Origin of the sequence: Streptomyces sp. NPDC048664 (genome assembly GCF_040650555.1) — a bacterium.
GTDB lineage: Bacteria > Actinomycetota > Actinomycetes > Streptomycetales > Streptomycetaceae > Streptomyces.
The window spans coordinates 269,007-289,248 of record NZ_JBEZHK010000007.1 but is presented as its reverse complement, the minus strand read 5'-3'; the positions used below and the strand labels follow the sequence as shown (position 1 = coordinate 289,248).

General features: G+C 68.6%; 19 protein-coding genes and 4 pseudogenes. 11 read left to right on the top strand and 12 right to left on the bottom strand.

Going from position 1 to position 20,242, the window contains the following annotated elements:
* Nucleotides 1-180 (top strand): annotated as a pseudogene (locus AB0C59_RS10855) (hemerythrin domain-containing protein); the annotation flags it as partial.
* A 156-nt stretch (nt 181-336) separates the two neighbouring features.
* On the opposite strand, the pseudogene AB0C59_RS10850 reads toward AB0C59_RS10855, so the two are convergent.
* Nucleotides 337-459 (bottom strand): annotated as a pseudogene (locus AB0C59_RS10850) (transposase family protein); the annotation flags it as partial.
* Nucleotides 438-767: a hypothetical protein gene (locus tag AB0C59_RS10845; RefSeq protein ID WP_363002845.1), complete on the bottom strand. Its 330-nt coding sequence runs from the start codon at nt 765-767 to the stop codon at nt 438-440. The gene AB0C59_RS10845 and the pseudogene AB0C59_RS10850, both read right to left, overlap by 22 nt.
* Before the next feature lie 1,146 nt (nt 768-1,913).
* Between AB0C59_RS10845 and AB0C59_RS10840 the strand changes: the two genes are divergently transcribed.
* Together AB0C59_RS10840 and AB0C59_RS10835 are read left to right on the top strand one after the other, a co-directional pair.
* Nucleotides 1,914-3,434, top strand: coding sequence for a hypothetical protein (locus AB0C59_RS10840; RefSeq protein ID WP_363002843.1), 1,521 nt, complete (start codon nt 1,914-1,916; stop codon nt 3,432-3,434).
* Between the two features lie 629 nt (nt 3,435-4,063).
* Nucleotides 4,064-4,480, top strand: coding sequence for a hypothetical protein (locus AB0C59_RS10835; RefSeq protein ID WP_363002841.1), 417 nt, complete (start codon nt 4,064-4,066; stop codon nt 4,478-4,480).
* Nucleotides 4,481-5,142: 662 nt separating this feature from the next.
* Here AB0C59_RS10835 and AB0C59_RS10830 read toward each other — a convergent pair.
* Nucleotides 5,143-5,313: a hydrophobic protein gene (locus AB0C59_RS10830; protein ID WP_363002839.1), complete on the bottom strand. Its 171-nt coding sequence runs from the start codon at nt 5,311-5,313 to the stop codon at nt 5,143-5,145.
* 142 nt (nt 5,314-5,455) lie between these two features.
* Between AB0C59_RS10830 and AB0C59_RS10825 the strand changes: the two genes are divergently transcribed.
* Nucleotides 5,456-5,629: a CsbD family protein gene (locus tag AB0C59_RS10825; protein WP_363002837.1), complete on the top strand. Its 174-nt coding sequence runs from the start codon at nt 5,456-5,458 to the stop codon at nt 5,627-5,629.
* A gap of 198 nt (nt 5,630-5,827) precedes the next feature.
* On the opposite strand, the gene AB0C59_RS10820 is transcribed toward AB0C59_RS10825, so the two are convergent.
* Nucleotides 5,828-6,229 carry an STAS domain-containing protein gene (locus AB0C59_RS10820; RefSeq protein ID WP_363002835.1) on the bottom strand — a complete coding sequence of 134 codons (402 nt, stop codon included), beginning with the start codon at nt 6,227-6,229 and terminating at the stop codon, nt 5,828-5,830.
* Between the two features lie 478 nt (nt 6,230-6,707).
* Between AB0C59_RS10820 and AB0C59_RS10815 the strand changes: the two genes are divergently transcribed.
* On the top strand, nt 6,708-7,178 hold the full coding sequence (locus AB0C59_RS10815; protein ID WP_363002833.1) for an ATP-binding protein: 471 nt from the start codon (nt 6,708-6,710) through the stop codon (nt 7,176-7,178).
* Between the two features lie 185 nt (nt 7,179-7,363).
* On the opposite strand, the gene AB0C59_RS10810 is transcribed toward AB0C59_RS10815, so the two are convergent.
* Nucleotides 7,364-8,203 carry an RNA polymerase sigma factor SigF gene (locus tag AB0C59_RS10810; RefSeq protein ID WP_363002861.1) on the bottom strand — a complete coding sequence of 280 codons (840 nt, stop codon included), beginning with the start codon at nt 8,201-8,203 and terminating at the stop codon, nt 7,364-7,366.
* A 5-nt stretch (nt 8,204-8,208) separates the two neighbouring features.
* A complete protein-coding gene (locus AB0C59_RS10805; protein ID WP_363002859.1) occupies nt 8,209-8,703 on the bottom strand; it encodes an STAS domain-containing protein in 495 nt (164 codons plus the stop codon).
* A 237-nt stretch (nt 8,704-8,940) separates the two neighbouring features.
* Between AB0C59_RS10805 and AB0C59_RS10800 the strand changes: the two genes are divergently transcribed.
* The 4 genes from AB0C59_RS10800 to AB0C59_RS10785 all read left to right on the top strand — a co-directional run bounded on the left by AB0C59_RS10800 (nt 8,941) and on the right by AB0C59_RS10785 (nt 12,252).
* Nucleotides 8,941-9,294, top strand: coding sequence for a helix-turn-helix domain-containing protein (locus AB0C59_RS10800; RefSeq protein WP_363002831.1), 354 nt, complete (start codon nt 8,941-8,943; stop codon nt 9,292-9,294).
* 801 nt (nt 9,295-10,095) lie between these two features.
* Complete coding sequence (locus AB0C59_RS10795; protein WP_363002829.1) at nt 10,096-10,587, top strand: DUF2975 domain-containing protein; 492 nt, start codon at nt 10,096-10,098, stop codon at nt 10,585-10,587.
* Nucleotides 10,587-10,862: a helix-turn-helix transcriptional regulator gene (locus AB0C59_RS10790; RefSeq protein ID WP_363002827.1), complete on the top strand. Its 276-nt coding sequence runs from the start codon at nt 10,587-10,589 to the stop codon at nt 10,860-10,862. Before AB0C59_RS10795 ends, AB0C59_RS10790 begins: the two co-directional genes overlap by 1 nt.
* A 232-nt stretch (nt 10,863-11,094) precedes the next feature.
* A complete protein-coding gene (locus AB0C59_RS10785) occupies nt 11,095-12,252 on the top strand; it encodes an NAD(P)/FAD-dependent oxidoreductase (protein WP_363002825.1) in 1,158 nt (385 codons plus the stop codon).
* 653 nt (nt 12,253-12,905) lie between these two features.
* Here AB0C59_RS10785 and AB0C59_RS10780 read toward each other — a convergent pair.
* The 5 genes and pseudogenes from AB0C59_RS10780 to AB0C59_RS10760 all read right to left on the bottom strand — a co-directional run.
* Nucleotides 12,906-13,071 (bottom strand): annotated as a pseudogene (locus AB0C59_RS10780) (HAD family hydrolase); the annotation flags it as partial.
* Between the two features lie 1,168 nt (nt 13,072-14,239).
* Nucleotides 14,240-14,674, bottom strand: coding sequence for a GNAT family N-acetyltransferase (locus AB0C59_RS10775; protein WP_363002857.1), 435 nt, complete (start codon nt 14,672-14,674; stop codon nt 14,240-14,242).
* Between the two features lie 157 nt (nt 14,675-14,831).
* Nucleotides 14,832-15,179: pseudogene (locus AB0C59_RS10770) on the bottom strand (transposase family protein); the annotation flags it as partial.
* Between the two features lie 48 nt (nt 15,180-15,227).
* Complete coding sequence (locus AB0C59_RS10765; protein WP_363002823.1) at nt 15,228-15,797, bottom strand: GNAT family N-acetyltransferase; 570 nt, start codon at nt 15,795-15,797, stop codon at nt 15,228-15,230.
* A 186-nt stretch (nt 15,798-15,983) separates the two neighbouring features.
* The gene (locus AB0C59_RS10760) at nt 15,984-16,133 is read right to left on the bottom strand and encodes a hypothetical protein (protein ID WP_363002821.1); all 150 of its coding nucleotides are present in this window, start codon (nt 16,131-16,133) and stop codon (nt 15,984-15,986) included.
* Nucleotides 16,134-16,231: 98 nt separating this feature from the next.
* Between AB0C59_RS10760 and AB0C59_RS10755 the strand changes: the two genes are divergently transcribed.
* Nucleotides 16,232-16,702 (top strand): hypothetical protein, encoded by a 471-nt coding sequence (locus tag AB0C59_RS10755; protein WP_363002819.1) that lies wholly within the window; start codon nt 16,232-16,234, stop codon nt 16,700-16,702.
* Nucleotides 16,703-17,076: 374 nt separating this feature from the next.
* Here AB0C59_RS10755 and AB0C59_RS10750 read toward each other — a convergent pair whose 3' ends face one another.
* Nucleotides 17,077-17,247: a hydrophobic protein gene (locus tag AB0C59_RS10750; protein WP_363002817.1), complete on the bottom strand. Its 171-nt coding sequence runs from the start codon at nt 17,245-17,247 to the stop codon at nt 17,077-17,079.
* Nucleotides 17,248-17,987: 740 nt separating this feature from the next.
* Here AB0C59_RS10750 and AB0C59_RS10745 point away from each other — a divergent pair.
* Nucleotides 17,988-19,448: a protein kinase gene (locus tag AB0C59_RS10745; RefSeq protein ID WP_363002815.1), complete on the top strand. Its 1,461-nt coding sequence runs from the start codon at nt 17,988-17,990 to the stop codon at nt 19,446-19,448.
* Nucleotides 19,449-20,242 lie beyond the last annotated feature (794 nt).

The following is a 20,242-nucleotide window of genomic DNA, read 5'->3' as shown; positions in this document are numbered from 1 at the left end:
GTGGAAGCCGTCAACCACCACACCGACGAGGAAGAACGCACCATCCTCAACGGCGCACGCGAGAACGTCGCGACGGAACGGCGCGAGGAACTGGGGGCGGCGTTCCGGGAAGAGCGTGAGCGTCAGTTGGAGGCTGGATGCGGCTCGATCGACAACCTCCGCCGCATCCTCAACCCCTGACCACACCCCGGCGCGGCCCACCACACCTGGGCCCGGCGCGGGGTCCCACGCCGAGGTCGGAGTGCCTTGAGGCGGCGGAGGCCGGTGATCGCGCCGTCCAGGCCGAGGTAGCCCAGGTCGGCGAGCAGGCCGAGGAGGGCCGGACACCTTCTGGGGGATCTTGGCGCGGCGGGCGGCGGTGATGTCGACAGCGCTGCCCGGCAGGGCGGCGGAGGCCCACAGGAGGATCCCGTCGGGTGCGCAGACGGTCTGGACGTTCACACCGTGGCGCCGGCGCTTACCCAAGTAGTGACGTTGCCGGCTTTGCGGGCCAGGCGTACCACGTCGGTGAGCCGGATCGCCCGCGCGGCCAGTTCCGCGATGCCCTGCTCGATGTACCGCCAGCAGGTGGACACCGAGATGTCGTGCGGGGCCGCCAGCTCGGCATGGGCCAGATTGCTGCGCAGGAACGCGATGGTGAGGGTGGCTGGAAGGCCCTCGGTGTCCTCGGCGGTGCGCCGGGATTCCCGGCGCACCGCCGTCATGGCGCGACACACACCGTCCGACCGGCCCAGGAACTCGACGAACACCGGGGCCAGACCAGCCACGATCACACCCCTACTGGTGATCATTGCGTGGTGTCGCCGATCGGTCAGGCAAGGCAGCAGTTCGGGACCCACGCAGCCACACGACCATCACGACCGCAATCTCAGTAGCGCGTGTATTGCATTGTGATCCATGGGTGCGGGGGACCCGGAATGGGCCGGTGCGTCACGGAAGTTCCTCACCCTCGTGTTTTAGGCTGTATATGACGGTTCGTCGGTTCTAATGGGGCTCGTGGTGATGGCGTCTTTGCGGAGGCTGCCTCCCATTCCCCAGCGCACGCCCATGGCGTGTGAGATCGCTTCCAGGAGAGGGGCACCTCGTCGTGACCGACGACGTTCACAAATGGGCCGGCAGGGGCTGGCGCGGACTGTGGCCCGCCCCCCGCCCGCCGGGCGGGGGGCGGACCAGGTCGGGTTTCGAGGTGGTCGCGGGCCGGGCTTCGAGGGCGCGGTTGGCGTGCCGGGGTCACCGCTGCGGTGTGTGCTGTGCTGACGGGTGCGGGGACGTTGCCGGGCATCGCCGACGCCACGGCTGCGGGCCGTCCCGGCGGCAGACAGGCTGCCGCGGTGGTCAGTCAGACGTTCACTTTCACCGGCGCTCCGCAGACCCTGATGGTTCCTGCGGGGGTGGTCGTGGCGATCACCGCGGACGGGGCCGGCGGTGCCGACAACACCGGCACCCCCTGTTCCGTCACGGGGACGGGTGGGACGGGGGCGCAGGTGGTGACCACCCTCCCGCTGACCGGCTCTCCCACAACGTTCACCATCAACGTCGGCGGAACCGGCGGCAAAGGCTGCAACGGCACCGGGACGGGGGGTGCCGGTGGATTCAACGGCGGCGCCCCAGGCGGGGGTTTTCCGCTCAGTGGTTTTCATTTTGAAGGGCCGGGTGGGGGCGGGGCCTCCAGCATCAGCACAGGTGGCTCCTTGCTGATGGTCGCCGGGGGCGGTGGTGCCGCAGGCGGCACCGGATCGGGCTCTACGGGAGGGAACGGAGGCAACGGCGGGACAACGCCGGATGCCACCGGCGGTACCGCGGGAAGCGCCGCCGGCAATGGTTCGCCGGGGCAGGGTGGGGGCGGTGGCAGCACCAGCACCAGCACCGGCGGTGCCAGCGGGGCCAGCGGCACCGCTAGCCCCTGTGCGGTCATGAACGGCGGACCGGGGAGCGGGTTTTCAGGTGCCACAGTCGGTACCGGTGGCACCGGGGGCCGCTTCGGCGGTGGCTGCGCCGCCTCTGTCATCGGTGCAGGTGGGGGCGGTGGTGGTGGTTACTTCGCCGGCGGGGGCGGCGGCAGCGGGGCCGTCAACGGCACCGGCACCTCGGCGGGCGGGGGCGGGGGCGGTGGAGGCAGCAGCTTCGCCACCCCGACGGGCACCGGCACGAGTTACGCGCTGTCCACGATCGGGACAGCGAACAACAACGGCCAGGTGATCATCTCCTACGCCCCCCCTGGTCCCAGTCTGACCATCGGCAAGAGTCACAGTGGCAGCTTCGTGCGGGGGCAGTCCGGTTCCTACACGCTCACGGTCGGCAACGACGGGACCGGCCCGACGGACGGCAGTGCGGTCACCGTGACCGACACACTTCCCGCAGGACTCACGGGGACAGGGTTGAGCGGTACGGGATGGTCCTGCACTCTGGCCACCCTCATCTGCACCCGCAGCGACGCCCTGGATCCGGGGGCCAGCTACCCACCGATCAGCCTCACGGTCGATGTCGCCTGCACCGCCCCTGACGACGTCACCAACACGGCTACCGTGACGGGCGGCGGGGACACCGGCACCCATACCGCGACCGACCCCACGACCATCACCGGCGTCTGCCCGCCCACGCTGACCATCGGCAAGAGTCACAGTGGCAGCTTCGTGCGGGGGCAGTCCGGTTCCTACACGCTCACGGTCGGCAACGACGGGACCGGCCCGACGGACGGCAGTGCGGTCACCGTGACCGACACACTTCCCGCAGGACTCACGGGGACAGGGTTGAGCGGTACGGGATGGTCCTGCACTCTGGCCACCCTCATCTGCACCCGCAGCGACGCCCTGGATCCGGGGGCCAGCTACCCACCGATCAGCCTCACGGTCGATGTCGCCTGCACCGCCCCTGACGACGTCACCAACACGGCTACTGTCACGGGCGGAGCCAGCGCCCCTGACACCGTCACCGACCCCACGACCATCACCGGGGTCTGCCCGCCCTCACTGACCATCACCAAGCATCACACCGGCCACTTCGAGAAGGGCAGGAAGGGCACCTACACCCTCACCGTTGCCAACAACGGCAGCGGCCCCACCAGCGGAACCGTCACCGTCACCGACGCCCTCCCCCCGCAGCTCAGGGCCGTCTCGATCAGTGGCGCCGGCTGGACCTGCACCCTGGCCACCCTCACCTGTACCCGCGACGACGTCCTGGATCCGGGCAGCAGTTACCCGCCCATCACCCTCACCGTGAAGGTCTTCTGCAAGACCCATGAGAAGGCCGCGGACACCAAGCGCGGCAGCAGTATCCAGGTCAACAACACAGCCACTGTCACCGGCGGCGGCAGTCCATCCGACACCGCCACCGACCCCACCACCATCAGGTGCAACGAACATAACAAGCACCACCGACCGAAGCGGCATGAAAAGCACGGACGGAAAAGGCACTTGCCCCCCGGCCGCCGCTGACCAGCAGACACAGCCCCACGGCACTGAACAGGTCAACTGCCCCTGACCGCCCACACGCGAAGACCGGTCCTCTCGGCGAAAGAGGGAGGAGCGAAGGCCCTTTGCTGAATAATCAGACCTGTTCGGGAGATCGCTTCTGCGACTTCGGACGCAAGCCATTGAGCGTGTTTCATCTTCGTTGTTGCTGGTGGGAGGCCCTTGACGAGGTGGTCGTGGAGGCTCTGTCGCTGGTCGGATACCCGAGTTCGACAGTTGATGGGCATGCGCGGGCGCTCGGGGCTCTCACCTGGGGTGATGGGGAAGGACGCGTATGCCCACAGGGCTCCCAGCGCCCTGCACAGAGCGGGGAAAGCGCGCGAGGAATGAGATGACGAACCATCAAATACTTTTGCAGAGCGGTAAATTCCCCTGCTCCTTCATGCTGGAAAGGCAGATGCAAACCGCGGACGTTCCCGGAGGCCGAGAGCGTGGCGGGCACCGGTGGGCACACGGACTGTGCCCACCAACTGTCGAACTCAGGGGATAGGTTGATCGTCTTTGGGTCGATGCCGGGGATCATGGAACGTCACGGTGGACACCGTCCGCTCACGATGACGTGATGTCAGAAGTCCCTGGTAGATGCGTGTTCCGTGACGAATGCGAGCACCGACAAGGACCCCGAGTGGCTCGTCTACCAGGCGGGTTGTCGGGTGTCGGCCGGTATGCGGGGCTGGCTCGCCGACAAGATCGCGGCCCGGCATGCGGCGAACGGTTCCCGCTGGCGTAAGAAGGACGCCGTCTTCCAGGCCACCCTCACCATCGCGTTCCTGCGCAGCAATCTGACCTATGCCGAGCTGGCGGCCCCGCACGATATCTCGGTGTCCACCTGCTGGCGCCGGTACATCGAGCAGGGCATCGCGGAACTGGCCGCGCGGGCGATCCGGCGCTCAGCTGAAGTGGTGGCGCGTCCTGGCCACCGAGCTGCGCTGCCGGCCCGGACGCGCCACCCGGATGGTCAAGCCGTCCTCGCCCTGCACCACCGCGAGCAACAGCCCTTCGCATGCTGATCGTTACCGGAACGTGCCCACCGCGAGGAACCATGATCCCCAGGATCGACCCAAAGATGATCAGCCTCACGGCCAGGAAAGGAGCCCGCACAAGCCACTCGCCAAGGGCCTCCCACCAGCCAGAACGAAGATGAAACGAGCTCCTTGGGTCCGGGCACATGTCCCGCCCCGGCGTTCTCCCATCCAGCCCCGACTGACCCGGAGCACGATCCAGACGCCGTTCAGCCTGGCATCTGTGACGGGTGCCTGGTCGCCGGCAGGGAGAGCATCACTGGCAGAACGGTCTGTGCGCACTGCCGTCTCCGCCGCCAGCGTCCAAGGACAGCAGCGGTCTCTGGGCCGATCCCCCTGGATCCGATCTCGAGCAGTGCAGTATCGCGGTGAAGGCGGGCGCAGGTGTGGCGGTACGGTCCAGTTGTCGCTCTCAGAACACCTCGCTCCGGCTTGCGCCGGTCCGGGCCAGGGACGGAAGGGCCGGGAGGCTGCGCAGGTCCCACCGCGCATGGCCCTCCCGCCCCCGACAACACCACACCTACCCTCACGGACCCCTGGGACTCCCTCTTCGTCCGGCGATGCCCGGTGGGTGTGCACATTTTTCAGACATGCATATGGGCCCGACCATCCAGAACGGTCAGGCCCATATGTGGGGACGCGCTGTCAGATCACCATCGATACCAGCGGCCGCGGCCGCCTCCGGCATCCGTGGAACGCATCACGAAGCCAAGCAGCCACAGCACCAGCACGGCCACCGCGACCCACCAAAGGATCTTGATGGCGAAGCCCGCACCGAAAAGGACCAGAGCAAGAAGCAGCACAAGAAGCAGGGGAACCATAGTCATCAACCTCCTGCGGCACCGTATGCCCGGCAGGCCACCCTCCATTCCCTCGGTGACACGTTGTTTATGACGGGAAGGTAGGGGCACCAGAGACTTCGCCGCGACAGCGGCACCAACCGCTTACGAGGAGGGGCATTCCATGACTGCCGGCGAGAAGGCCAAGGCGAAGACCGAGCAGGCCAAGGGCAAGACCAAGGAAACCCTCGGAAACGCCGTCGGCAACGACCGGATGGCCGCCAAGGGACATGCGGAAAAGGCCACGGGCGACGCCCGCGAGGCCAAGGAGAAGACCAAGGACGCTTTCAAGCACTGACATCTTCCCCAGCCCACCCCATCCGGGGTTTCCGGCGGTATCGCCGGAAACCCCGGATTTCTGCTGCAGTGGAAACTCCCGGGTCAGCTGAAGAGTGACGGGCGCGGCGGGTCGATGACACCCCGGCCGCCCACGCAGCCCTTGTACAGCCCAGTCGACACCACTCAACTCACCGGTGACCTGTCTGCTCGACCGGCCTCAAGGCTCGGTCCGGGAGATCCCAGCGGCTGCGAGGTCATCTCTCCCAGGCGCCCCGGCCGGCTTGGCGGTGTCCCCGTCAGGTGCTCCAGTGTCGCCGGGCACGAGCAGGTCATAAGCGCCGGTCAGGTGCAGCACGCGGGCGGGGTGGCCCCGCAGGCCGCTGAGGGCGAGTTGTCCGTCGTCAGCAAGGAGGCGCCGGCGCAGCTGGAGCAGAAAGTTGAGACCGCTGGAGTCCATGAAGGTCACGCCGGACATCTCCAGATGCAGAGTCTTGCCGTTGAGCGGGATGACGAGGGTGGCCTGGGCGAGGGCAGGGCAGGTGTGGAGGTCCATCTCCCCTGCGACGGTGATCACGGTACGGTCGGCGTACTGCTGCGTCACCACATTGAGGTCGTTCACGGTTCGCCCCTCCAATCGGGGTCGAGCCCATCACGCCCCCACCACGGGGGCATCAAGCGCGCAACTACTGGCGAGCCGCGCACAGCCAAGCAAGACCACCCGCACCCTGCCCCGGCCACTGTGGTGGCCATACAGGTCAGCGCGGGGTCTCCCACCAGACCAGGCTGGTCATTCAGCAAGCCTCGCACACACCGGCCCGGTTCCACGACCCTGCACACCCGTCCAGTGGTCAAACAGACCACACCGCCTCGCGATCACGTCCGCTGCCCTGCCTGCGCGACAGGCCCTGGCCGTTCCGCCAACGCAACTGATGCGAGAATCACCCAGGGCATGCCCCTCGTACACGGCGCTCGATACAGCTGCCTCGCTCGAGCACAGAGACCAGTAGCCATGAGTGAGATGTCAGTGGGTATGTGAAGCGATACGAAAAGGGACATTCCGTGATCTCGACACAAAGAACGACGACAGGACTCGGCCCATGCTCAGCCAGCTAGGTCTGAAGCCACCCCTGAGCCAGGAAGAGGCGGCGCCTTTGCACTACTTCACCGTCTGGGAGACCGGGTCCGCCCCCATCTCCGAGGCCCGCCAGGCCGTGCGCGCGCTGCTCTCCCGGGTCGGATACCGGCCGGATCACCGCACCAGCCAGGACGCCCAGCTCGTCGTCAGTGAACTCGTCACCAACGCACACCGACACGCCCCCGGCCCCGGCAGACTCGAGCTGGAAGTCATACCCGACGCCGCGCTGCTACGGATCACCGTCCGCGACAGCTCCCCCCACCAGCCTCAGCTGCAGCCGCCCGACCCCGGCCGGATCGGCGGCCACGGCCTCCACCTCGTCACCCGCCTGTCCACCAAGCTGCACACCCTTGCGCAGGAAACCGGCAAGCAGGTCGTCGCCCACCTCCACCTCCACGCCGCCGACAAACAGCGAGCGGACGGATCCGGCTGAGGCACTCAGCAGCCGCGAATCCCAGCTCGCGACTGGCACCAGCACCGACCGCGCGTGATGTCGCCGAGGGAGCGGTCCAGGCGGCATGCCGCAGGCCACTTCCGACGGCCGGCATGGACAAGGCGATTCCGCCGATGCCGCCAGCACCCACGCGGCCTGGGAGTGGCGCGGCGCCGGCAACAGGCTCAGTGGGTGGTGAGCATGCCCTCGCGGAGCCGGGCCAGGCAGCGGGACAGCAACCTGGAGACGTGCATCTGGGAGACGCCCAGGCGCTCGCCCATCTGGGCCTGGGTGAGTTCCTCGACGAACCGCATGTGGATGATCTGCCGGTCCCGCTCGTCGAGCTGGGCGATCAACGGTGCCAGAGTGTGGAAGTCCTCGACCAGCTCAAGAGCGGTGTCGTCGAGGCCGATGAAGTCCCGCAGGGCGCTCTCGCCGTCCTCGCCGGTCCCGAGCGCGGCGTCGAGGGAGGCGGAGGCGTAGCCGTTGGAGGCCAGCTGGGCCTCGCGGACCTCGTCCTCGGACAGGCTCATCAGCGCGGACAGTTCCTTGACCGTGGGGGTCCGGCCGAGCCGGCTGCTCAGCTCCTCCTTGGCCCGGGCCAGCTGCACGCGAGCCTCCTGCAGACGCCGCGGAACGTGCACGGCCCAGGAGGTGTCACGGAAGAACCGCTTGATCTCGCCCACGATGTACGGGATCGCGAAGGACGTGAACTTCACCTCACGCGACAGCTCGAACCGGTCGATCGCCTTGATCAGCCCGATCACCCCGACCTGGACGATGTCCTCCATCTCCTCCGGCCCCCGGCTACGGAACCGGGACGCCGCGAAACGCACCAGGGACATGTTCATCTCGATCAGCGTGTTCCGCGCGTAGCTGTACTCCGCCGTCCCCTCCTCCACCACCGCCAACTGGTGGAAGAACAACCTCGACAGTTCACGGGCGTCCCTGGGCGCCACCCGGGAGGGGTCAGCGACCTCCGGAAGCTCGGACGTCTGCGTCCGCGTCCGCGTTGTCGTCGTCATAAGCGTCATGCCGTTTCCCTCCCAAAGTACGGACACACCACTGCTCCATGCACAGACCCAGCCGGCGGGCCGGCGCTCACCCATTGCCGCTTCTCGCTCACGAAGGTCGCGGACATGGGCGCCGACCTGTCCCCCGTCGACCTGCCGCCCATCGATGAAGGCATGGGCTGGAGACGCCGTTGCCCTCCTTCTCGCCCGGCTCCACCCGGCGGGCTCGCGGGGCACGCCACGAAGAGGCTGAGGGTATTGGTAAGAGCCAGCAGGCGCTCCACCGCAGGACTGACGGCGGTGAGGGTGACGGCTTTGGAAACCGAGCCGGCGCGGCTGTGCATGCGAAGCAGGACATTGAGGGCGGAGCAGTCGCAGAAGCCGACGCCCGAGAGATCCAGTTCCAGAACCCTCTTCGTCCGGTCGAGTGCGCCGCTCAGCGTCTGATGCAGCAACTGCTCGCAATCCACATCGAGTGCTCCGGACACCCTGACCACGACCCTGTCACCCATCACGTCGAGGACCATCGCCGCCGAGGCGGGCGCCTGAGCATGCCCCGACGCGGTATCACGCTCCGCACCCACTCCCGTACCTGGAGAGGCCGTCGCACAGTGGGACATGTCAAGCTCCCCGCTCATGCCGTCGTCTCGGTCCCTCCTAGGATCACCCACCCTGCCTTTCACGTCAACCAATGCATGAAATGTGATTCATCCTTTTGAACACGTGAATCGGGTCCGTATCGTAGAACCATGGATCGAGCACCGGAACCACACGCAGGCTGGACGTTTCTCACCAATCACTCCCGGGTGCTGGCAGCCATCGCCGAAGATCACACCATCCGCGTCCGCGACATCGCCGTTCGCTGCAGGCTCACCGAACGAGCCGTGCTGAAGATCATCTCGGATCTGGAGCAGGGTGGGTATCTCACCCATGTCCGCCAAGGCCGCTCGAACGTCTACCACGTCTCCCCCGACACGGCCCTGCGCCACCCCGCCGATGCCCCTGCCACCGTGGCAGAACTGCTGTCCATCCTGATCCACCACGAGTCCGGGCACCCCTCGGCGGCGGTCCCCGAAGAAGAGCAGGGCAGCGACTTGCAGTGACGCGCCACGCGTCGCAACACGGGACGGGGAGCCGCCCCGTGCGCGGCCCGCTGAAGGCCGGAGCAGGCAGGCGGACAGGCGCAACCCGCACCGGTGCACCGTCACGGCGCCACCACGGTCGCGAGGCGCGGAGAGGGCGTCGCATGTCGCCCTTCGGCCGCGCTGCGTCCTGCGTCCTGCGTCCTGCGTCAGGAAGCCTGATCGCCTCGTCGGGACCGCCTGAGGGGCCCGGTCAGCCGCGGTGTCGCGGTGAGGTCGGCGCCCAGCGTCTCGGTGAGCCGTCCGGCTGCGGCGTCGGCCGGCTCGCCAGGGTTCCCTTCAGACACGGCCCGGATGTGCGAACCTTCGCCATCCCGGAATCCTCCCTACGCCAGGATCGGTCCGCGCTTTGTGCGAGGTCGATCTGCAACCAGCTCCACGTCGTGGACACCGTAGGCGCCTGATCGCTGGAGTTCCCGCATGAGTTCACCCCATGAGCCAAGGCCGGTGACAGTGCCCATCAGGTCGTAGCTCCAGCGGGACCGTCATCGCGGCGACCGGGTGTGGGCCGCGGCCGCCGGTCTCATCGGGTTCGGGACGGCGGCGCATGGGCAGCTGGTGGGGTCCGCGGTCGGTGACGGCTCCCCACTCCTCCTCTCCCCCTCCCCCAGCCTCTCGATCAACCAGCAACGCAGCAGGTCAGCCACCACCCGATACGCCGACAGGCCCCCATCCGGGCGTCACCAGGCGCCGACGGACCCGACTTGCCACTCCTATCGATATTCGATAGCTTTCCATCGTGATTCGATCAAAGGAGTGGCGTTGGGCAAGGTGACAGTGCTCGTGCTGCGCGCCGTGATGGTGGCACTGCACGCCGGGGCGGTCTCCGCCCAGGCGCTGATGGTGGCGATGCTGACAGGCGCGATGAGGGAGAGCATCCTTGTGGACCGCCGCACTCCGGTCCTCGTGATCACGATCATGGGCGTCGTGACGGTCCAGGTCGTCCTGGTCTGCGTGTGGCGGCTCGTGACGATGGCGCAACGCGGAACGGTCTTCTCCCACGCCGCGTTCCGCTACGTCCATCTCGTGATGGGCGCGTTCGTGGCGGCCTCGCTCCTGGTGCTCGCGCTCGGGGCGGTCCTGGCGCCAGGCGATGTGGTTCCCCCGGGCGTGGTGGCTCTGTTGGGCGGGGCCAGCCTGGCGATCTTCGGCAACGCACTCATCGTGCTCGTGCTGCGGATGCTGCTCGCCCAAGCCGTCGCACGCGACGTCGAGGCGTCGCAGCTGGGGGCCGAGTTGGCCGAGGTGATCTGATGCCGATCGCCGTCGACATCGACGTGATGCTGGCGAAGCGGAAGATGTCCGTGGGCGAACTGGCGGACCGCGTGGGGATCACACCCGCCAACCTGGCGGTGCTCAAGAACGGCCGGGCCAAGGCGGTGCGCTTCACCACGCTCACAGCGCTGTGCGAGGTGCTCGAGTGCCAGCCCGGAGACCTGCTGCGCTGGGAGCCCGACGGCCCCGGGGAGGGGGACGGGGCTGCGCACGACTCCGGAGCATCCGTCCCAGCCGGCTCCCCGCCACGGTGACCACGGTCGCGGTAGCCGGCCGCCTGCACGCGATCACCAGGTACGACGCCCTCCACCATCCCTGCTGCGCGACCCGCTCCGCCTGATCTTCAGCAGGCTCCCGAGTGACGACCTGACGACGACGTCCGCACAGCCCATCGCGGCACGGGCCTGGCCGTAGCGCCCGCAGCCGGTCGGCGTCCACCGCGCGCCGCACTCACCGATGGCGGACTCCACAACGAACAGAGCAGACATGACGACAGCACGCCTCCCCTATCGCCTCGGGGGCACAGACAGTGCCGACGTACTGGTGGTCGGGGCCGGCCTGGCCGGACTCAACACCGCCACCCTCCTGGCCCGACAAGGCCACGACGTGCTCCTGGTCGAACGCCGGACGAACCTTGCCGGCGCGATCCGCACCACAGGAATCTTCGTACGAAAGACACTCGACGACTTCCCGCTGCCCCCCGACTGCCTCGGACCACCGATCCGACGCGTGGTCCTCTACCCCCCTGGCCTACGCCGCCCGGTCAGCCTCGTCAGCCCCCGCGACGAATACCGGGTGGGCGACATGGCGCCACTCTACGAAGCGACGGCAGCCACCGCGGCCGACGCCGGCGTACGCATCGCACTCGGCACTCGCTACGCCGGCCGACAGGGCAACGTCTTCCACCTGGCCGGTCGGGACGGACCGGCCACGGTCCGGGCCCGCTTCGTCGTCGGCGCCGACGGGGCCCGTTCAAGAGTCGCCCGCGACCTCGCTCTCGACCGCAACCAGCACCTGATCGTCGGCGCCGAAGAGGTCTTCGAACTCCCCGGAAGCGACCAGCCGCCGACCTTCCACTGCGTACTCGACCCCTCACTCGCCCCCGGCTACCTGGCCTGGGTGATCAACGACGGGCAACACGCCCACGTCGGAGTCGCAGGCTACGCCGACCGCTATCCAGACGGTCTTCGCCGTGCGATGGAGCGGTTCAGCACCTCAGCGCCCGGACTGACCGGCATCGAACGTCCCGAAGCGGTGGAACGGCGCGCTGGTCCCATACCCGTCGGCGGCCTGCTGCGCCGGATCAGCTGCGCCGACGGGCTCCTCGTGGGTGATGCGGCAGGCGCGGTCTCCCCGCTCACTGCCGGCGGCCTGGACCCGTGCCTGCGACAGTCGCAGCTCGCGGCCGAGGTCCTCGACGACGCGCTGCGCACCGGACGTCCCGACACGATGGCCAACTACGACGGAGCCGCGCTCCGGCCCCATTTCCGCGGGCGACTCATGCTGCGCGGGCTATTGGCCCGCGTACGGACGCCCCCCGTAGCAGCAGCGGGATTCGCCCTGCTGCGCACACCGTTCGGCCGGGCCGCGGCAAGCCGAGTCCTCTTCGGCGACAGATCCTTTCCCGACCCCACACCCAAGTGAACCCACTGACCGAGAGGCCGAGTCATGCCCACTTCCCCCGTACCAGCAGCCACGAAGCTCATCACCACGATGGCGGGGCTGGCTGTCACCTGCGGACTCCTTACGGCTTGCGGTAGTGCCAAGAGTCCCGACGTGACGTACAAAGCCTGGATCGAAGGGGGCAACCTTCAATCCGTCAGGCACGACTACATCGATGGCGCCAACGGCGCGGTGAGCATGCCGGCCAAGGTGAGCGGAGCAACATGGAGCACCCGGGAGGACGGCGGGCACACTCCACGCATAGAGGTCGTACCTACTGGCAAAGGCGTGGCGCACTGCCTCCTGCAGGAAGGCGACGACCACGTTCTGGACCAGCAAGAGGGAGCTGCGGGCCAGCCGGTGACATGCTCCGCCCAGCGGTAGCGCACGACCCCCGCCGCTCTCCCGCCACCGGCCGGGATCGATCCCGGCCGGTGGCGGGGAGTCCCGGGAGGCCGTGACGGCCCCGAACCTGAGCTGCTGGACGCTCCTGGGATCCGGTGCCCCTGCTGCGGGGAACCAGCCAGCGGCCGCACCTCGCGCCCGGCTACGTCGACCTGTACGCGCACCCGCTGTCGGCGCTTCCGAGCACGTTCCCGTGGCCGGCGCGGGCCGCCGGCCTGGGCGACCAGGGCGGCCGGGTGCGCGGTGGCGAGCTGGTCGGCGACCACCCTCACCGTTCGGGGCTGCGGCCCTCAGGTACTTCCGGCCGATGTGCGGAATGTCCCCGACCCGCTTCTCCTGGCTGTCGTTGAACAGGCACATCAGAGCTACCCGGGCCGGGTCGGCGCCTTCCATCATGAAAGTCGGCCACACTGAGCGCCCGTCGATCGGCGTGCGTCAGGCGACGGTGACGGTGACGAACGCCCGCAACTACTGCACCGAGGTGTCACGCGAGTAGCGTCGGCGCAGTGCGCGCAGCTGGGCCACCTGCTGCTCGAAGGACCGCACCTCCGCGGCTCCGACGTACGGCACCGGTAGCCAGACGACGGCACCGTCGCGCAGCCGGGCCGCGACACGGAGGTTGGTGCTGTGGAGGCAGGGGGTCGCCAGCCTCTACCCGCACATCTTCGAAGCCGACGATCGCGTCCCACTCCAACCGGTGCCACCGCAACAGGGTGCGGAACCTCAGCCCCGTCGGGCCCGCCTCGACTCGACGCCCGAGCATCGTGAGGGCGCCCACAACGGTCGCCACGCCGATGGTTCCGGAGAGAATCCCCCACTTTTCTGCCTGCGCAACTCCGAGTCCGGCCACGACTCCTGTGGCAATCGCCGCCAGTGCGGACAACGCGATCGCTACGCGTAGGGACTTTCCGCCGGACCGCAAGGACAGCCGGACCGCAAGGACAGCTCACCATGATCAGTCACCCTCTCATCCTGTCACCCGCCCACCGCCGCATCCAATGTGCCGATCGCACCGGCCAAGCTCCCCTGCCTCCGAGATGGCCGACCGTGACGCTCAACGTGGCCAACCGAAGCACTGGGGCACACCGGCCGAGTCATCTCACGTGATCGACATCCCATGGCAGCGACCGCGTCCGCGCAGGTGCCCGAGCAGGGCGGCATCGTCGGCGTGGGACCGGGCCGGGTCGCTGCCTTCTTCGGGCCGCTGCCGGTGGAGGCGCCGCACGGGATCGGCTCGGTTCAGGCACGGGGGTTGCGGCGCTTCGGGGTCGCCACGGTGGCTCCCGCAGCAGCGTCGGCGCCACGCCACCGAAATCGGGAGCGGTTCGAACGTTCGTGCCGGTCTGGCGGATGCCCTTCAGGCGAGGTGACCAGGAATGTCACCCGGACAAGGACCCGTGACGAGTGCTTCGTCGCCCCTCTTCACGGGCGGCCCTCGCCACAGGAGGGGCCACCGAGCCTGCGCCCCGGGAACGCACGCGGTCACCAGTACCTCGGCGATGTTCACGACGACCTGCAACGCCTGCTCACCTACCACCTGCGACCGGGATGTCCGACCACGTCCTCAGTCGAGTGCGCGCTCGTAGACGAGGAAGCCTTCGTGCCGGGCCACTTGGTCGTAAAGCGCACGTGCCGTCACGTTGCCGACGTGAGTCTGCCAATAGAGCTTCTCGGCACCGGCTTCCCGTGCCACCGCGGCCGTCGCCTCGATGAGCGCCCTGCCCGCTCCTTGGCCGCGGGCTGCGGGCACGGTGAACAGGTCCTCCAGGTAGCAGTAGGCGCCGGAGGCCCACGTGGACCGGTGCAGGATGGAGTGGCAGATGCCGATCAGTTCACCGTCGCTCCAGGCACCCAATGCCGTCATCGGCTCAGCCGGGTCACTGAAGCGCGCCCATGTCAGGTCGGACACGCTCGGGGGGAGTGTGTGGTCGTAGAACTCGAGATACGCCTGCCACAGAGGCTCCCAGGCGGTGCGATCACCGGGTGCCAGGGGGCGCACGTCAAGATCGGGGTTCTGTGGCACGGTTCCTCACAGCCAGTCGAGAGCGGCCGTTGACGGGGTGCAGGATATCCGGCGCCCCGCCTGAGCCCGGCAGCCGATGTCCGCAACGCCCTGTCCGCCCTGGTGGAGCAGGGCTGAGGACCGCCGACCCCCGGCTCTGCTCGCACCCGCCCGACACGAACGCCTTACGGCCCGGACACCCGGCCTGCGGGCGTCTCAGCTGCACGTCGGTGCCGTCGAAGCGCAGCCCGACGGCCTCTGCCTCGGCGTAGGCGACCACGCCCTCGATGGTGCGCAGCCGGATGCCGGGCCGGTCGGGCACGGCGAACCCGCGCGCCGCAAGCAGCGGCCGGAGCTGGCGGATCGTGGCGGACGCCGGGGAGCGGTCCACTCCGAAGAGCACAGCCAGAGCTGAGTGCGGAAGATCGTGTCGCACATGCGTGAGCGTGACCAGCACCCGGTCGACGAACACCAGACGATGCTTCGGGCCGGCACCGGCGGCCGCGCAGGCTGATGGGTTCACGTCTACGGGCGCCGCGCCTCACACCGCCTACGCCCGCCGCAGCTCCCACTGCTCCTTCGTGATCTCGTACCGCACACCCCCGTGCTCGGAACCCTCAACCGCCATCATGTCGTCAGGCGTGGGGATGCTCTCCGCGAGCGTCATCCCGAGCTTCTCCATGACGTTGCGCGAAGGGCGGTTCACGGTCATCGTCTCGGCCCAGACCATGCGAATGCCGAGCTCGGCGAACCCCTTCGTCAGCAGCGCCTGCGAGACCTCCGTGGCATAGCCCCGGCCCCAGGCCGCCCGGCGCAGGCGGTAGCCGAGCTCGGCCTCCTCACGCGGGCCGCTGCGCAGCGGACGCAGGCAGAACCAACCGACGAACGCGCCGCCGTCCTTCTCCTGCGCGGCGAACAGGCCGAGGTCGTGATCCCAGCGCTCGTAGCCGGCAAGGATGCTGGGGATGGCGAGGCGACGCACCTCCTCCGGCGGGGTCGGAGCGCCGCCGGTCAGGTAGCGCATCACCGCCGGGTCGCTGTCCAGCTCGATCAGCAGGCCCGCGTCGGCGGCGGCGAAGGGGCGCAGGGTCAGGCGCTCGGACTCGAGGTAGGTGGTCACGTGAGGATCATGGCTGAGACGGGTGGGACGGGCCAGGGAGTTTTCGGGCCGCACCTGTCACCGGGTGGGGTACTGGAGGAACAGCACGGCGCGGCCGCCTTCACGCCACCGCCAAGGACCTCCTCTACCGCGCCCCAGGCCGTAAGGAGTCCGGCGCCGCTTCACTGTCCATACCGTGCAGGTCAACTACTGCTTGTCGTGGCAGTTGCCGACCATCACGATCAGCCTGGCAAGCCCGTACCGGGGCATCACCACGTCTGCGGTGAACCTGAGGACCAAACCAGCGCCGGCAACCGAGCCGACCAGACCGAGAAAACGGATCGCACCGTCGATCATCAGCTTCGCGATGGAACCAGGGCCACTCGTCTCCGCCTTGAAGTGCGTCCCGCCGACCCCACCACCGCAACCGGCCATCCGAGAGGAACCACCAGCCGATGTCCATATGGCCTTCCATCGTTGCCGTTCTCGGTACCCTGGCCGGCGCTCTGACCGCCGGACTCCTCCAGCACCGCTCAGCACACACCGCACGTGCCGAGGAACGCGCCGGTCGTCACCGCCAGGACCAGTTCGACGCCGTCACCGACTTCGCGGCCGCCCTCGACGCGCACCGCTCGGCGATCTTCCACCGGGAGCGCCTGGCTCTGACCGAGGCAGGCACCGAACACCAACTGGAGGCCCAGACGAGATCCCACGACACCCGCGCGGCCGTCACCGCGCCCCACATCCGCCTCCAGATCCTGATCCCCGAGCTGGCCGGCCCCGCCCAGCAAGCCGCAGATGCCACGTACGCACTACGCAAGGCCATCGACCAGACCGAGCTGGACGCCCGGCGGCATACGGCCAAGGAAGCGTCCGCCGCCTTCGTCGCCGCGGCCGCCACGCTGCTGAGCCCCGACAGCCGCTGACCACGGGCATCGTCTGCCAGCGACCGGACCTCCTGTCGGCGCCCAGGCCATCCGCTCGGCGCCCCTCGCATGCTCCCGTGGCCGGTATTCCTGAGCCCTTGCTCACAACACAACGAAGGCCCCTAACCGTACTTCAGAAGCGGTACGAACCATCACCCCTGGCGCAGCGGCCCCGCAGACAGGAGGAGCAGGTTCCGCTGCTGGGCCCGCGGGACCGGTGCGTCACTCACGTACCCTGCGGTGCGCACGATACGCCCGATCCCGCCCCACCACCCAGCCGGACACACCTGTTCGCATGCGAGTGGGCCCGACCGTGTCGGCCGGACCCACTCGTCCTCGCGCGTGGCGCGCTCCTCGCGCCGGATGCCTTCCGGCTACCAGCGGTACCAGCGGCCCCGACGTCCGCCGCTGTCCGCGGAACGGACCACGAAGCCGAGCAGCCACACGATGAGCACGAACACCGCAATCCACCACAGTGCCTTCAGGGCGAAGCCCGCACCGAAGAGGATCAGAGCCAACAGAAGAACCAGAAGCAGGGGAACCATCGATATCAACCTCCTGGCAACCAGATGCCCTTAGTTCATCCCTACAAGCACACAAACAATGAGTTACTTCCAAGGGATGAGGGGCATACGAGCGCCGCACCCCGTGGACGGTTCCCCCGCGCGGGGACCTCACGCACCACACTCACCTTGACATGTCGCTCAAGGTAGTGCCTTGGCCTTCGATGTGTACCGGTCGTGACGAGGATGACCGGCCTCAGCAGGTGCAGCAGCCGGTGGGCATGGCGATCCCACCCGCGAGCTGGAACCGTCGTAGGACACCGTCCGGTAGGCGCCGAAGCGCACCCCGGACGGGGTTGGGCGGCCCAGCGGTCCGGCGGGCACCTCGTACAGTGACCACACCGGCATGCACTCCCAGCCGACGGCGAGGTCCTGCGGCTCCGCGGCAGGCCTGCCCAACCGGTGTGCCATCCGCAACGAGCTCTACGCCCTGCGCAACAACGCCTAACCGGGGCCACCGTGCACTTCCACATCGACAGGAACGGAGACCCCGCCAACACCGCCGCGATCACCACCGCCCACCGCCTCGGCCGGCCCCTGGACGGCCTTACCGCCATCCTGTTGAACGGCGCGTACGCCCGAAACATCGACGGAACTCACCCATGGCCACGGGTTCGGGAGCGCGGCCGTCCGCTCCGGCTTGCGCCCCCGGGATGTGGCGGCGACGGGCCCGGCGAAGGCGTGTCGTAAGCTGCGCCGGGTTCTGGTTCAGGGAGGCATGTGTGGGGCGGGATACGGTCCTCGGCGGCCGGTACGAGCTGGTGGAGAGGCTCGGGCAGGGCGGCATGGGAACAGTCCATCAGGGAGTGGACCGGCAGTTGCGCCGCACCGTGGCGGTCAAGCTGCTCTCGTCGGAGTTGGCCCACGACCCGCAGTCGCGAGCCCGTTTCCGGCGTGAGGCGCACGCCGCCGCCGCGCTGAACCACCCAGCGGTGGCCACCATCCACGACGTCGGCGAGGAGCCGCACGAGGACGGGCCTCGTCCCTACCTGGTCATGGAGTACGTGCAGGGCACCACTCTGGCCGAGGCCCTGCGAGAGGGCCCGTTGCCCGTCGCCGAGGCGATCACCGTGGCCTGCGCGGTACTGGACGCGCTCCAACACAGCCACGAACGCGGCATCGTCCACAGGGACATCAAGCCCTCCAACATCATGCTCACCGGACCCGGCTCGGTGAAGGTCCTCGACTTCGGCATCGCCAAGGCGTTCACCGAGGCCGCCACCCGCATCACTGGCAGCGGCGCGGCCATAGGCACCCCCGCCTACCTCTCGCCCGAGCAGATCAGCGGCGCGGAAGTCGACCACCGGGCCGATCTGTACGCGATGGGGTGCCTGCTGCACGAACTCCTGACAGGACAGACCCCGTTCCGCGGTGAATCGCCGTTCGCCGTCATGCATCAGCACCTCTACGCCGAACCCGAGCCGGTCTCCCGGCTCCGACCGCAGACACCGCCGGCAGTCGAGACGGTGATCCTGCGCGCACTGCGCAAAGACCCGGCGGAACGGTTCACCGATGCGGGAGACATGCGCGCCGCCCTCGCCGACGCCCTCACGCAGAGCGTTCTGCCGACGGCCCAGGCCACCCCTCCGCCGCCCCCCTCCCAAGCGATGCGGTCCAGTGGCCGAACGGCATCCCGCGACAGGTTCCGTATCTCGCTGCGTCCTTCCGCCGACAGTGCTCTCGCCGTGCTCGGCTGCCTCCTTTCGCTGCTGTGCGCACATGTCGATCTGGTGGAGACCCTTCACTTCGGCCAGGTCGCCGTCGCTGCCTCAGTGCTGGGAGCGGTGGCACTGCCATGGTCGACACGCTTGGCGTGCGCGGTGAGCTGGGGACCGGTGGCCGAGGCCGTGGCGGTCAACTCCGAACTGCGGCGTGCCGAGCTCGGCTGGGCCAACTCCTACGTTGCCATCGCCGTCCTGCTGGCAGCGACTGCCGCCTGCTGTCTCGTCAGCGCGATGCGCGGTCGGGAACGGAGCGCCGGCTCGCTGATCGCCTTCTGGTTCAGCGCCACCGCATCGATCTGGTACTTCTTCGACGACCTGCACAAACTCTTCCTCTTCTACCTGCTCCTGCCTCTGGTGACGGTTGCCACCCTGTCGTGGCAGGCCACCGAAGTCCTGCGTCGGCGGGCCAGGAACACGCAGGCGGCGACACCGAGGCCGGCCAGCAGCGTGGCGCCGTAGGACCGCCGGCCCACGGCCGCATCACCGCGGAACCTCAGGGCGTGAAGCTGCCAGTGGCTCGCCTGCGGCCTGCCGCCTTCGGAGGCGTCGATGGGGCGGTGAGCGGTGGGCGTTACGAGTCTTCCGGCTGGAGGAGGACGGCGCAGTGGGGCTGTGTGCCAGCGTTCATGAGGTCTGATCGGCCCTCAGCTCAGAGCCCGTCACCCGTCATGCTTGGGTGGAAAAATGCGACCGACCGACGCTGTGCCGACCGAGGCAGCTTCGGGGTGGTGCAGTCGCTGTCGTCAGGCAGACGGGTGGCGTTGTCTCCCCGTGCGGCGCTGAGCGTGCCTCCGGAAATCTCACGACACCCCTCCACGATACGGCGACCGGCACGGTCGGTATGTGGGCGCCGGCCACTCGTGCACCGCGTCCCGGGCCCCCAACAGGCCGCCCGCCAGAGTGAGAAGGAACACCCCGGCAGAGATCGCCGCCTGATGCGCCTCGAAGCCGTCCCTTCCCCGGAAGGACCCCCTGTCCAGTGCGCGCGCCAGAGCCCCCCGTACCGGCGATGACGAAATGCGCCAGCTCATCCCCCCACCCGGCCCCGGGCCGTCCCCATGGCCACAACTGGGTGCCGAGCGCACACGCCAACCCGATCGGCACCACCATCACACCGGCCCACGCCAGAACCCGGCACAGCGACCGGCCCCGGCGTCCCCACCGCGCATGGCTGCCCCCTCCCCTCGCCGGCATCGCGTCGGCCGCCGATGCCCAGGAACGCAGAGCCGACGACTGAACCGAACTCACGTCAG

Coding starts and splice junctions, on each gene's coding strand:
- AB0C59_RS10840 (WP_363002843.1), top strand. CDS start 1,914: ATGAACGGCGGACCGGGGAGCGGGTTTTCAGGTGCCACAGTCGGTACC.
- AB0C59_RS10830 (WP_363002839.1), bottom strand. CDS start 5,313: ATGGTTCCCCTGCTTCTTGTGCTGCTTCTTGCTCTGGTCCTTTTCGGT.
- AB0C59_RS10825 (WP_363002837.1), top strand. CDS start 5,456: ATGACTGCCGGCGAGAAGGCCAAGGCGAAGACCGAGCAGGCCAAGGGC.
- AB0C59_RS10815 (WP_363002833.1), top strand. CDS start 6,708: ATGCTCAGCCAGCTAGGTCTGAAGCCACCCCTGAGCCAGGAAGAGGCG.
- AB0C59_RS10810 (WP_363002861.1), bottom strand. CDS start 8,203: ATGACGACGACAACGCGGACGCGGACGCAGACGTCCGAGCTTCCGGAG.
- AB0C59_RS10805 (WP_363002859.1), bottom strand. CDS start 8,703: ATGGGTGACAGGGTCGTGGTCAGGGTGTCCGGAGCACTCGATGTGGAT.
- AB0C59_RS10800 (WP_363002831.1), top strand. CDS start 8,941: ATGGATCGAGCACCGGAACCACACGCAGGCTGGACGTTTCTCACCAAT.
- AB0C59_RS10790 (WP_363002827.1), top strand. CDS start 10,587: ATGCCGATCGCCGTCGACATCGACGTGATGCTGGCGAAGCGGAAGATG.
- AB0C59_RS10785 (WP_363002825.1), top strand. CDS start 11,095: ATGACGACAGCACGCCTCCCCTATCGCCTCGGGGGCACAGACAGTGCC.
- AB0C59_RS10760 (WP_363002821.1), bottom strand. CDS start 16,133: ATGATCGACGGTGCGATCCGTTTTCTCGGTCTGGTCGGCTCGGTTGCC.
- AB0C59_RS10755 (WP_363002819.1), top strand. CDS start 16,232: ATGTCCATATGGCCTTCCATCGTTGCCGTTCTCGGTACCCTGGCCGGC.
- AB0C59_RS10750 (WP_363002817.1), bottom strand. CDS start 17,247: ATGGTTCCCCTGCTTCTGGTTCTTCTGTTGGCTCTGATCCTCTTCGGT.